The 12415-nt window shown below is 67.6% G+C and carries 11 protein-coding genes; 7 read left to right on the forward strand and 4 right to left on the reverse strand.

Annotated features, from left to right (window positions below; all coding sequences use genetic code 11):
* Positions 1-337 precede the first annotated feature (337 nt).
* The 4 genes from PQS31_RS11090 to PQS31_RS11105 form a co-directional block, all read right to left on the reverse strand.
* Positions 338-1675 (reverse strand): DnaB-like helicase C-terminal domain-containing protein, encoded by a 1338-nt coding sequence (locus tag PQS31_RS11090; protein ID WP_272762791.1) that lies wholly within the window; start codon positions 1673-1675, stop codon positions 338-340.
* 7 nt (positions 1676-1682) lie between these two features.
* Complete coding sequence (locus PQS31_RS11095; RefSeq protein ID WP_272762792.1) at positions 1683-2465, reverse strand: NrdJb; 783 nt, start codon at positions 2463-2465, stop codon at positions 1683-1685.
* A gap of 128 nt (positions 2466-2593) precedes the next feature.
* Complete coding sequence (locus PQS31_RS11100) at positions 2594-3253, reverse strand: histone (RefSeq protein ID WP_272762793.1); 660 nt, start codon at positions 3251-3253, stop codon at positions 2594-2596.
* A 139-nt stretch (positions 3254-3392) separates the two neighbouring features.
* Positions 3393-5543 (reverse strand): adenosylcobalamin-dependent ribonucleoside-diphosphate reductase, encoded by a 2151-nt coding sequence (locus PQS31_RS11105; protein ID WP_272762794.1) that lies wholly within the window; start codon positions 5541-5543, stop codon positions 3393-3395.
* 560 nt (positions 5544-6103) lie between these two features.
* Here PQS31_RS11105 and PQS31_RS11110 point away from each other — a divergent pair.
* The 7 genes from PQS31_RS11110 to PQS31_RS11140 all read left to right on the forward strand — a co-directional run bounded on the left by PQS31_RS11110 (position 6104) and on the right by PQS31_RS11140 (position 12392).
* Positions 6104-7528: a Do family serine endopeptidase gene (locus tag PQS31_RS11110; RefSeq protein WP_272762796.1), complete on the forward strand. Its 1425-nt coding sequence runs from the start codon at positions 6104-6106 to the stop codon at positions 7526-7528.
* A gap of 59 nt (positions 7529-7587) precedes the next feature.
* Complete coding sequence (locus tag PQS31_RS11115) at positions 7588-7944, forward strand: hypothetical protein (RefSeq protein ID WP_272762797.1); 357 nt, start codon at positions 7588-7590, stop codon at positions 7942-7944.
* An 8-nt stretch (positions 7945-7952) separates the two neighbouring features.
* A complete protein-coding gene (locus PQS31_RS11120; protein WP_272762798.1) occupies positions 7953-8501 on the forward strand; it encodes a phage holin family protein in 549 nt (182 codons plus the stop codon).
* On the forward strand, positions 8498-9058 hold the full coding sequence (locus PQS31_RS11125) for a protein sip-5 (RefSeq protein ID WP_272762799.1): 561 nt from the start codon (positions 8498-8500) through the stop codon (positions 9056-9058). The genes PQS31_RS11120 and PQS31_RS11125 overlap by 4 nt, the downstream gene beginning before the upstream one ends.
* A gap of 48 nt (positions 9059-9106) precedes the next feature.
* Positions 9107-10228 carry an AI-2E family transporter gene (locus PQS31_RS11130; protein WP_272762800.1) on the forward strand — a complete coding sequence of 374 codons (1122 nt, stop codon included), beginning with the start codon at positions 9107-9109 and terminating at the stop codon, positions 10226-10228.
* A gap of 70 nt (positions 10229-10298) precedes the next feature.
* The gene (locus PQS31_RS11135; protein ID WP_272762801.1) at positions 10299-11012 is read left to right on the forward strand and encodes an HAD-IA family hydrolase; all 714 of its coding nucleotides are present in this window, start codon (positions 10299-10301) and stop codon (positions 11010-11012) included.
* 15 nt (positions 11013-11027) lie between these two features.
* Positions 11028-12392 (forward strand): leucyl aminopeptidase family protein, encoded by a 1365-nt coding sequence (locus PQS31_RS11140; RefSeq protein WP_272762802.1) that lies wholly within the window; start codon positions 11028-11030, stop codon positions 12390-12392.
* The last annotated feature ends 23 nt before the right edge of the window (positions 12393-12415 follow it).

Below are 12415 nucleotides of genomic sequence, written 5' to 3' on the forward strand. Positions count from 1 at the left end.
TCTTGCGCATGTCCGTCCTCTCTCGGTGACGGACTCTACCTAGCTTCGAGTGGTACGGCTCAGTGGGGGCAGGTCAATCGTGGCCTCGCCGGAGCTCGACGCGCCCAGCGCACGACAACTGGTGAATCTATACGAGATCGAACAGGGGTCAGAGTCGAATTTTTCCGCAGATCGATAAAAGACCACTCCGACCCCTGTTCTCATTTGCGTGCTGCCGGAGCAATAGTTGAGCCCTCAAGAAAAACTGAGGCAATTCTAAGCGTGGCCGAAGAAGCCAGGCCAGAGCACTGATAACAAACCCCGCCATCGCGGGGTTTTATTTTTCAAAAATCGAACCTTAAAGATCTTCCTCACTGCCCGGCATTATCAATCCATTGATCACTCCGTATTCGTGAAAATATTTAGCTTCAACCGATATTGTGACTCCAGAAGGACTTTTGACTAACGACAAAGTACACTTTTCGGATAACTCGTCAGGCGTAGCGGAATGCTCTACAAATCCACGGTGACAGAAGACGATTTTGCTCGCGAAGTTCTCGACGAGACGCCAACTACCAAGATCATGAAGCATCGGCTTCTGATAGCCCCTGGCTTCCATCTCAGCACCCAGGGAAATCGTACCCACGACTGCCGCCTTAGAACGCCGCGAGAAATCCGATATCGACAAGGCTATTGCGCGCTCATCTGCGCCGTCGCTGAAGTATTCGATTCCATCAAGCAGAACCAAATCAAAGCCTCCAGGCTCGGATTTAGCAAACTTCGCATCCAACTCTGCTGATGACCTCACGCGCTCATCGTCAATTGTTATGTCAGAGTCTTTGAGCATCCGGATAGACGAGGCCACCCTTGACCAGTCCTCATCATCCAGCTCGCCCCTAATAAACCTAAATCTAGAAATTCTTCCCAAGCTACACAGCAGACGGTTTGTAAATTGATTCGCAGTCAGCCTCTGACTTAGAACTAAAACTTTTAGCCCTCTCTTCAAGGCAGCATCAATCACTAGGGCGTGAGCCAGTTCAACGTGCCCGTGATCGGGACGACTAGCTATCGCCATGAACTCTCCAGGCCAGACCCCGTCCACAAAATCATCGAACTTTTCAAGGCCGAATCCAAATCGCGGAGACCGATACGCGTCAGGATCAGAGTATCGCTTCTGCAGCTGGTCGAACGCATCTGCGAGATGCACCTTCATCCGCTTCGTCTCGATGGCTTGAGCTGACGGCTGATCAGCTGGCGAGGACTCGAGAAGCTTTCGCACGCCAGACGCTACGCTCAGCCAAGCTTCGTCCGCGTTCGGCCAGGTAGTTACTGGCCGAGCGTCAGCGGGTAGCATTAACAACCTCGAAAAAGGTGCCCCATGCAGTTCTGTAGGACGAACAACTACAGGCACTACAACCGAACGGCCGTTCTCATGCCTCTCTAGAGCAATCTGAAGCTCCTTCTTGTAGCAATATTCAGATTCGATGAAATCCGGAGACACTAGAAGAAAAACTATGTCGGCCTCTTTCAACTGCGCGGCTATATGATCGTCAATGTGCTGGCCGGGCAAAATTTGATGGTCCGACCAGATTTTAAGCAATCCCCTGCGCACCATGTTCGATAGTGCGGTATGTAGAGACTTTCTATGAGTCTCATCCGCATGGGAGTAGCTGACAAGCGCCTTCTTTGCTGTCATCACCGCATCAACCGCACTTCGAATACCCGCAATTCAAACACGTCGCACACCCATCCATCAGCACCAGCGCCTTCGTGCTGCACTTGTGGCACATGGTTGCAGACGGCGGGAAGCTCGCGCCGTCGCCGGTGACGGCGATGTCCTCGGGGTGCGCGTCTGCACTGCCGGGCGCCTGCGGCGCCGCACTTATATCAGCGTTTTTTTTTGAGCCTTCGCGCTGCTCGACTTGCCTGCGCTTCTCGGCGATCAGCGCCTTCTGGGCGTCGCTCATCTGCGGGTCGTGCATCATGCCGATGGACTTCAGGTGGTCCTCGACGATCATGCCCAGCTCGGCGACCAGCGACGGCATGTACACGCCGCCGGCCTTGAAGTAGCCGCCTTTGGGGTCGAACACGGCGCGCATTTCCTCCACCAGGAAGGTCACGTCGCCGCCCTTGCGGAACACGGCCGACATGATGCGCGTCAGTGCGACGATCCACTGGAAGTGGTCCATCGACTTGGAGTTGATGAAGATCTCGAACGGGCGGCGCTGCTCGTGCTCGGAGCCGGCGTTGAGCACGATGTCGTTGATGGTCACGTACATGGCGTGCTCCACCAGCGGGGATTTGATCTTGTAGGTGCTGCCGATCAGCACCTCGGGGCGCTCGATGCGCTCGTGCATGTGGATCACGTCGGCCTTGGGCAGCTCGGCCTCGACGGTTTCGCGCGGCACGGACTGGCCTTCGACGGCGGCCTCGTCCGGCTTGACGACGGCGTACCCGGTGATTTTGCGATCGATCTTGACGGCCATGACGGTGTCCTGCGTGTGCGGATGTGCGGGTATGGGTGGAGGCGAACGCGCCGCCCCCTCTCCCCCCAACCCCCCTACCCCGGCGGGCACGTCGTCCCGCACGGGGAGAGGGGCTGGAGCGGAGCGGGTCAGCTGCGCTTGGCGGCGCCCTTCTTCGCGGCGACCGAGCGCTTGGCGGTCTTCGCGGTCTTCTTGGCGGCGCCCTTGCGGGCGGCGACGCTGCGCTTGGCGGTCGCGGTCTTGGCGGCAGCCTTCTTGGCGACCTTCTTCACCGCCTTCTTCGCGGTTTTCTTGGCGGCGGTGGCCTTGCGCGTGGTGGCGGCCTTCTTGCCGGCGGCGCTGCGGCTGGCGGTCTTCTTGGTCGCTGCCCTCTTCGTGGCGACCTTCTTGCTGGCCGTCTTCTTGGTCGCGGTCTTCTTGCTCGCGGCCTTCTTCGCGGCGGCCTTCTTGGCCGGCGCCTTCTTGGCGGTGGTCTTGCCGGCGCCCTTCTTCTTCAGCGCGGCGATCTCGGCCGCGGCGGCGGACTTGGCGGCCTCGAGCGTCTTGCGCGCGGCACTGACGCGCTTGCTGACGGCCTTGCTGGCCTTGGCGACGGTCTTGCTGGCGGTCTTGCTGACACGGGTGGCGCGCTGGGTCACCGATTTCTCGGCCTCCTGCGCGCTCTTCCTGGCCGACTGCACCGCGGCGCTGGCGCGCTCCTTGACGGTGGCGACGATGTCTTTGGCGGCTTCGGCGATGTCCCCTGCGGCGTTGCTCAGGGTCTCCGTGACCCCGTTCCCGTTGCTCATGGTGGTGTCCTCGTCAGTGATCGTGCGGAGCCCATCGCCCGCGGGCGAAATGTAGCGCGAAGAAAGTGCGTTGGTGCGAACCGGTTGCAGCCTGGACGCCGCGGCGGACCCGGTGTGCCGGCCCCGCCGCACGGCGTGCTCAGAACTTGCCGTAGTAGCCCTCCTTGAGGGCGTCGAACAGGTTGGCGGCGGTGTGCAGTTCGCCGTCGTATTCGATCTGCTCGTTGCCCTTGACCTCCAGCACCTCGCCGCCTTCGAGTTCGAAGCGGTAGGTGGTGTTCTCCAGGTCCGATTCCTTGACCAGCACGCCCTGGAACGCGGCGGGGTTGAAGCGGAACGTGGTGCAGCCCTTGAGGCCCTGGCGGTAGGCGTAGGTGTAGATGTCCTTGAAGTCCGCGTAGGGGTAGTCGGTGGGCACGTTGGCGGTCTTGGAGATCGAGCTGTCCACCCAGCGCTGGGCGGCGGCCTGCACGTCGACGTGCGCCTTGGGCGTGATGTCGTCGGCGGCGATGAAGTAGTCCGGCAGCTGCGCGCCGGGCTCTTCGGAGTACGGCATGGCCTTGGGGTTCACCAGCTCGCGGTAGGCCAGCAGCTCGAACGAGAACACGTCCACCTTTTCCTTGGTCTTCTTGCCCTCGCGGATCACGTTGCGGCTGTAGTGGTGCGCGAACGAGGGCTCGATGCCGTTGGAGGCGTTGTTGGCCAGGCTCAGGCTGATGGTGCCGGTGGGCGCGATGGAGCTGTGGTGGGTGAAGCGCGCGCCGGTCTCGGTGAGCTGCTCGACGAGCTCGGGCGCCACCTCGGCGATCTTCTGCATGTAGCGCGAGTACCGGGCGTGCAGCACCTTGCCGGGAATCTCCTGGCCCACCTTCCAGCCATCGGCCGCCATTTCCGGGCGCTTGCGCAGCATGGCGGCGGTGACGGTGAAGCGCTCTTCCATGATCGGCGCCGGGCCTTTTTCCTGGGCCAGCGCGAGGCCGGTTTCCCAGCCGGCGACGGCCATTTCGCGCGCGATGCGCTCGGTGAACTCGCAGCTGTCGGCCTCGCCGTACTTCATGCGCAGCATGGTCATCGTGCTGCCGAGCCCGAGGAAGCCCATGCCGTGGCGGCGCTTGCGCATGATCTCGTCGCGCTGCTGCTGCAGGGGCAGGCCGTTGACCTCGACCACGTTGTCGAGCATGCGCGTGAACACGCGCACGACTTCCTTGTATTCCTCCCAGTCGAAGCGCGCGCGCTCGGTGAACGGCTCGCGCACGAAGGTGGTGAGGTTGACCGAACCCAGCAGGCACGCGCCGTAGGGCGGCAGCGGCTGCTCGCCGCAGGGGTTGGTGGCGCGGATGGTCTCGCACCACCAGTTGTTGTTCATCTCGTTGACCTTGTCGATCAGGATGAATCCCGGCTCGGCGTAGTCGTAGGTGGAGACCATGATCATGTCCCACAGATGCCGTGCGCGGACGCTGCCGTAGACCTTGCAGGCCACCAGGCCGTCGTCGCGGGTGACGTAGCCCGCCGTCTGCGGCCACTCGCGCCAGACCACCTGGTCGGCGTTGTCCAGATCCACCTCGTGGGCTTCGGCCTCGGCCAGCGGAAACACCAGCGGCCAGTCGGCATCGGCGTCGACGGCCTGCATGAAGCCGTCGGTGATCAGCAGCGACAGGTTGAACTGGCGCAGGCGGCCGTCCTCGCGCTTGGCGCGGATGAAGTCGCGCACGTCGGGATGGCTGACGTCGAAGGTGCCCATCTGCGCGCCGCGGCGGCCGCCGGCGGAGCTGACGGTGAAACACATCTTGTCGTAGATATCCATGAAGGACATCGGGCCCGATGTATATGCACCGGCGCCGGCGACGAACGCGCCCTTGGGCCGCAGCGTGGAGAACTCGTAGCCGATGCCGCAGCCGGCCTTCAGCGTGAGGCCGGCCTCGTGGACCTTCTGCAGGATGCCGTCCATCGAATCGGTGATGGTGCCGCTGACGGTGCAGTTGATCGTGCTGGTGGCCGGCTTGTGTTCCAGCGCGCCGGCATTGGACGTGATGCGGCCGGCGGGAATCGCCCCGCGGCGCAGCGCCCAGAGGAAGCGCTCGTTCCAGTACTTCTGCTTCTCGGGCGTGGCCTCGGCCTCGGCCAGCGCGCGTGCCACGCGCTGGTAGGTGCCGTCGATGTCGGCATCCACGGCCGCGCCCTGCTTGGTCTTGAGGCGGTACTTCTTGTCCCAGATGTCGGTCGATGCGGGCTGCATCGGAATCTGCGGACCGGTTTCGCGTTTCACCGCCTCGAGGCGCACCGTGCTCATGCTGTCGGAATCTCCGTGGTGGTCACCGCCGGGCCGTGCCGGCAGCAGTCGATCGTGTGGGATGTGGGGCTAGTGCACGCCGCGGCGATGGCGGGAATGCGCGAATGTGCGGCGCGCATGGGCCGTGGCGGCAGGCAGGGGGACATGCGGCTCGTGCGCGCCTGCTGGCGGATCGTGCTGGAACAGCATCGTGTGCATCCCCTTTGCGTCGTAGCCTGCGGACCGTAAAGCCCTATCGGTAGGGCCGGACGGATTCACGTGCCCTAGATGTTGTGTCGAACGCGGGGCACAACGCTACGCCCGGGCCCGGTGGGTGTCAACGGCATGACAGGCCCGCGTGGGCCATCCTCCGCGGTGATGCCGCCCCGCTGCCGGCGCGCCCCTTGACGCCACGCCGTGCGGCCGCACATGAATGCGAACTTCAACACCGATTCAAACGGCGGCGGCGACACTGGCCCGCCCGCGCGGCGCAGGATTCACGGCCACGGCCGCATCGTGTGCGCAGCGCCGCCCCTTTCCATGCCGTCGTTGGTGACGGCCCCAGCCCAGGACTGCCTCCGATGCGCGCCAAGACCACGCTCCTCGCCCTGACCTGCGCCGCCGCGTTCGGCGGCTTCGCCGCCACCGCCCTGCGCGACGTGGTGCAGCAGCCGGCCGGCGCCGTCACACCCGCAGCCGTCGTGCCCATGGCCGCCGCGCTGCCCGCGAACGTCGAAGGCCAGGCGCTGCCGTCGCTGGCGCCGATGCTGCGCACGGTGACGCCGTCGGTGGTGTCGGTGCAGACCAAGCAGCGCGTGCGGGTGAGTCCGTTCGGCAACGACCCGTTCTTCCGCCGCATGTTTCCCGAGCTGTCGCAGGAGCGGATCAACGAATCCCTGGGCTCGGGCGTGATCGTCGATGCGCGCCAGGGCTACGTGCTCACCAACCATCACGTGATCGAAGGCGCCGACGACGTGTCGGTGACGCTGGCCGACGGTCGCACGGTGGAAGCGGAATTCATCGGCTCGGACGTCGACACCGACGTCGCGCTGATGCGCATCCAGGCCGACAACCTCACCGCGATTCCGCTGGCCCAGGACGCGAACCTGCAGGTCGGCGATTTCGTCGTCGCGGTGGGCAACCCGTTCGGCTTCGGGCAGACGGTGACGTCGGGCATCGTCTCGGCGGTGGGCCGCAGCAACGTGCCGGGCGTGGGCTTCCAGAACTTCATCCAGACCGACGCGTCGATCAACCCGGGCAACTCCGGCGGCGCGCTGGTGAACCTGCGCGGCGAGCTGGTGGGCATCAACACCGCCAGCTTCAACACGCGCGGCAGCATGGCCGGCAACATCGGTCTGGGCTTCGCGATTCCGATCGGCCTGGCGCGCAGCGTGATGACCCAGCTGGCGACAACCGGCAGCGTGCAGCGCGGCACCCTCGGCGTGGACACGCAGACGGTGGATGCGCGCATCGCCCAAGGCCTGGGCCTGGAGACGGCGCGCGGCGCGGTGGTCACGCGGGTCTACAGCGGCTCGCCCGCGGCAGGCGCGGGCCTGCGTCCGGGCGACGTGGTGGTGTCGGCCAACGGCCAGCGCATCGACAACAGCGAGGCGCTGCGCAATTTCCAGGGCCTGCAGACGCTGGATGCGCCGGTGACGCTGGAGGTGCTGCGCGACGGCCGCACGCTCAAGGTGGAGACGCGCCTGCGCGCACTGCCGCGCGACGGCGCGAGTTTCGATCCGCGGCTCACCGGCGCCACGCTGGCGGACATTCCCGAGGCGATCCGCCGGCAGAACGCACGCGCCGGCGGCGTGCTGGTGGAGCGCGTGGAGGCCGGCAGCCGTGCACACACGGCGGGCCTGCGCGACGGCGATCTGATCATTGCCGCGAGCAGTGGCGAGTTCCGTGATCTCGCCGGCTTCCGCGACGTGCTCGGCAACCGTCAGGGCGAGCTGCTGCTGCGCATTTCACGCGGTGGACGCATCTACAACGTGATCATGCGCTGACGCTTTTTTCCGCCATCGCTGTTCCGGCGAGGCGCGCCACCCCAACAGGAGCAAGCACCATGACCCCCACCTCGACCGATGCGGTGAAGAACAATCTTGGCGAAGCCGGCGCGCACCTGGCGCAGGCCGCACGTGACGCGGGCACCGCGGTGAAGAACGCCGCCAGCGTGGCGGGCGACGAGCTCAAGCTCGGCCGCGCGACGGTCAAGGCGGACCTCGCCGATTCGGCGATGGCCGGTCTGGCCGCAGTCGAGGACGGCCAGGCGGCCGCGAAGGAACAGTACGACGTGCTGCTGGACAAGGGCCGCGATCTCATCGACAGCGCCGCCGACCTGATCCGCGAGCGCCCGATCGCAGCCTTCGGGACCGCGTTCGCGGCCGGCTGGATCATCGCCAAGCTCGCGCGCAGCAAGTAAGCGTTCCGATGACCGAGCGCGTGACCGGGGATGACCCGCGCGAGGACGAACCGGCCGGCAGCGCGGAACGCGCGCCGGGCGAGACGCCGCATCTCGACGAGAGCATCCGCCGCATCCGTGCGGCGGCGAAGGAAACCGCCTCGTCGGGCCTCGACAGCGGACGCGCACTGCGCAAGCTGATTTCCGCCGATTTCGCGCTCGCGCGCAGTGCGCTCGGCCGTGGCCTCGCCTGGGCGGCGGTGTCGGTGGTCTTCGGCGCCTCGGCCTGGCTGCTGGCGATGGGCGCGGCGATCGCGCTGCTGCAGTCGTTCGGCCTGTCGTGGCTGGTGTCGATCTCGATCACGATGCTGGTGAGCCTGGTGGTGACCGGGCTCGCCGCGTGGCGCGTCTCGGTGTTCTTCGACTACGCGGGCATGCATGCCACGCGTCGTCAGCTCACCCGCCTGGGCCTGTTTTCCGAGACCAGTGGCGACGACGACGAGGATGACGACCTTCCCGCCCCGCCGCCGTCGGTGGCCACGACCGCGCCGGTCCCCGGCGGGAGCGTGCCGCGATGAATTTCGAAGGCCTGAAGAACCGCGTCGACCGCGCCGAAGCGCTGGTCGAAGGCCGGCTGATCCAGACCGGTGACCGCTACAGCGCGCTGAAGTCGAGCTGGCGCCAGGCGTGGACGCCGTCGCGGATCGTCATCGCCGGCCTGGTGGCCGGTCTGGTCGCCGGCGCCACCCAGCCCCAGCGCGCGCTGCGCCGGCTCGGCAAGCTCGGCGGGCCGAAGTCGTTGCAGATGATCAGTGCCGTGTCCGGCCTGATGACCTCGATCCAGGCCACGATTGCCGCGGCCACCGCGGAGAAGGCGGCCAAGACCGCCGACGAGGCCGCCGACACGGCGGACGATGCGGCCGAGACCGCCGGGGTCGCCGCGACCCAGGCGCAGACGCAGACCGCAGCGCCCGCCGCGGCCGGCACGCCGGCCCCACCGGCGGCCGTGGCGGCCCCGGCGGCGCCGGACGATGTCGCGGTGCCGGCAGCGGACCGGCGCCGCCCCGAGCCGGCCTATGCCGAGCAGCCCCGCCCGGCCGAAGCGGCCACCGAACTGTCCGAATCCGGTCGCTGAGCGCCGCGGCGCACGCCACCGGTCCCCAGCCTGCGTCGAGACGCCCCGATGAGTGTCCCCACCACTGCGCCGCCGGCCGACGACGCGCCGCTGCCGACACCCACTCCTGTCGAACCACGGCCGCGCGCGTCCACGGCGCTGGTCGTGCTGACCACGCTGGCGGTGCTGGTGATCCTGTGGGCGGCGCAGGGCGTGTTCCTGCCGGTGCTGCTGGCGATGTTCTTCGCGATGGTCGGCAACCCGGTGCTGCGCGGCCTGCGCCGGCTGTACGTGCCGCGTTTTCTCGGCGCGCTGCTGGTGCTCTGCGCCGGGCTCACGGCGGCGGGCGCCCTGGGCGTGCAGCTCTACGGACCGGCCAGCGAATGGGTGCAGCAGGCGCCCAAGCAACTGCGCACGCTGGCACCGCGGCTCAAGGCGATGACCCAGCCGGTGCACCAGGCCAACCAGGCCGCCGAATCCTTTGCGCGGGCCACCGAGAGCCGGCCGCAGCGCCGGGTGCAGCTGGTGGAAATCCAGGACAACGCCTCATGGCGCACGCTGGTCGCCACGCCGAAGATGCTGGCCTCGGTGCTGGCGGTGGTGCTGCTGACGTTCTTCTTCATGGTCTACGGCGAAAACCTGCAGCGCAATGCGATCGCGCTGTTGCCCGACCGCCAGCGCCGCAAGCTCACCGTCGACATCATGCTGTCGATCGAACGCGAGATCTCGCGCTACGTGCTGACGATCTCGATCATCAACACGCTGCTCGGCGCGACCTTCGCCGGCGTGCTGATGTGGATGGGCTTCTCGCTGCAGGACGCCCTGCTGTGGGGCACGCTGGTGGCGCTGCTGAACTTCGCGCCGTACGTGGGCCCGCTGATCGGCCTGCTGCTGATGCTGCTGATGGGCTTCATCAGTTACGACGGCGCCTGGCCCACGGCGGCCTGGGCGCCGCTGGTGCCGGCGGCGATCTACCTGCTGCTGCACACGATCGAGGGCCAGTTCGTGACCCCGATCGTGCTCGGCCGGCGCATGGCGCTGTCGCCGCTGCTGCTGGTGCTGGCGCTGCTGGTGTTCGGCTGGATGTGGGGCATCATCGGCCTGCTGCTGGCAGTGCCGCTGCTGGTGTGCGTGAAGCTGGTGCTGCAGCGCGTGGAAGGCTTCGAGGGCTGGGCGCGGCTGCTGGGCTGAGGCGATGCACGCGCCGCGCGCGGTTCCCCCCGGTCGCGGGCCGACGGGGCGCACTCGCTACAATGCCGCGATGACATTTCCGGTCCGCGCCATCACCCTCGATCTCGACGACACCCTGTGGCCGTTCGCGCCGATCGGCGCGCGGATCGAACGCACGCTCGATGCCTTCCTGCGCGAGCACAGCCCGCAGACCGCGGAGATGTTCCCGGTGGAGGCGATGCGCCGCCTGCGCGAGCGGGTGTTCGCCGACAACGCGCACCTGATCCACGACCTGTCGGCGCTGCGCCAGCTCACGATCGAACACGCCCTGCGCGAGAGCGGCGGTGACCTCGCCCTGCTGAACGCGGCCTACGAGGTGTTCTACGCCGAGCGCAACCGGGTGGAGTACTACCCCGACAGCCTGGCCGCGCTGGAGCGCATCGCCGCGCGCGTGCCGGTCGCCGCGGTGACCAACGGCAACGCGGATCTCGAACGCGTCGGCATCGCGCATCTGTTCGCCTTCAGCCTGGGCTCGCGCGAGCACGGCGCGGCGAAACCGCACGCGAGCATCTTCCGCGCGGCCTGCGATCGCCTCGGCTGCGCGCACGGCGACGTGCTGCACGTGGGCGACCACATCGAGGCCGACGTCGCCGGCGCCGCGCGCGCGGGCCTGCGCAGCTGCTGGATCAATCGCGAAGACCGCCGCTGGGAACATCCCGAGCTGGCGCCCGATCTCGAATTCGACACCCTGACCGCGCTCGCCGACTGGCTCGACACCGTGCCGACCGTCGCCGACCGCACCTGACCCGGGCCGACCTGCATGACCGACACCACGACCGATCTCTTCTCCACCGACGCCGCCGCGGCCCGCACGCTGCACGTGGTGACACGCGACGGCTGCGCCGCGTGGCGCGATGCACAGCCCGACGCCGTGCGCGCCTGGCTCGAGGCCCAGGCCTTCGACGCCGCGCCGGGCGCGCTGGTGCTGTTGCCCGGCGACGACGGCGTGGCCGGCGCCGCGATCGGCATCGGCGATCCGCGCGACCCGGACAGCTACGCCCACGCGCCCCACGGCCTGCCCGAAGGCGCCTGGCGCGTGACCGGCGCGCACGAGGCCGACGCGCTGCAGCTGGGCTGGGGCCTGGGCGCCTACCGCTTCACCCGCTACAAGGCCGCCGCCCGGCGCCCGGCGCAGCTGGCCGTCGACGCGGTCGATGCGGAGATCGTCGACCTGATCGCCGCGACCACGCGCGTGCGCGATCTGGTCAACACGCCGACCGAGCACATGGGGCCGGCGCAGATGGAGGACGTGGTGCGCGACATCGCGTCCACGCACGGTGCGCGCTTCGCCAGCGTCGTCGGCGATGCGCTGCTGGAGCAGAATTTCCCGGCGATCCACGCCGTCGGCCGCGCCTCGCACCGCGCGCCGCGCCTGCTGCAGCTGGCCTGGGGCGAGGCGGCGCATCCGCATGTCGCGATCGTCGGCAAGGGCGTGTGCTTCGACACCGGCGGGCTCGACATCAAGCCCGGCGACGGCATGCGCAACATGAAGAAGGACATGGGCGGCGCCGCGCACGCCATCGCGCTGGCCGAGCTGGTGATGGCGCGGAAGCTGCCGCTGCGCATCACGTTGCTGGTGCCGGCGGTGGAGAACGCGATAGCGCCGAATGCGTATCGCCCCGGTGATGTCATCGCCACGCGCAAGGGCATCCACGTCGAGATCGACAACACCGACGCCGAGGGCCGGGTGGTGCTGTGCGATGCGCTGGCCTATGCCGGCGAGCAGTCGCCGGACGTGATCCTGGATTTCGCCACGCTCACCGGCGCGGCGCGGATCGCGCTGGGGCCGGACCTGCCGGCGCTGTTCGCCAACGACGACGCCCTGGCCCGGGCCTGGATCGACGGCGGCGACTCGACGCGCGATCCGGTCTGGCGCATGCCGCTGTGGCGGCCCTACCTGCGCTATCTGGCCAGCAGCGTCGCCGACCTCGCCAACGCCGGCTCGCGCATGGCCGGGGCGGTGACCGCCGCGCTGTACCTCGAGCGCTTCGTGCCCGAGGGCACGCCGTGGGCGCACCTCGACACCTACGCCTGGAACGACAGCAGCCGCGCCGGGCATCCGCAGGGCGGCGAGGCGCTGGGCCTGCGCGCGGCATGGGCGATGCTCAAGGCACGCGCGGGCTGAGGCCGCCGCGGCGCGGCGGCCGG

Source organism: Luteimonas sp. BLCC-B24 (genome assembly GCF_028550595.1).
Classification (GTDB): Bacteria; Pseudomonadota; Gammaproteobacteria; order Xanthomonadales; family Xanthomonadaceae; genus Luteimonas.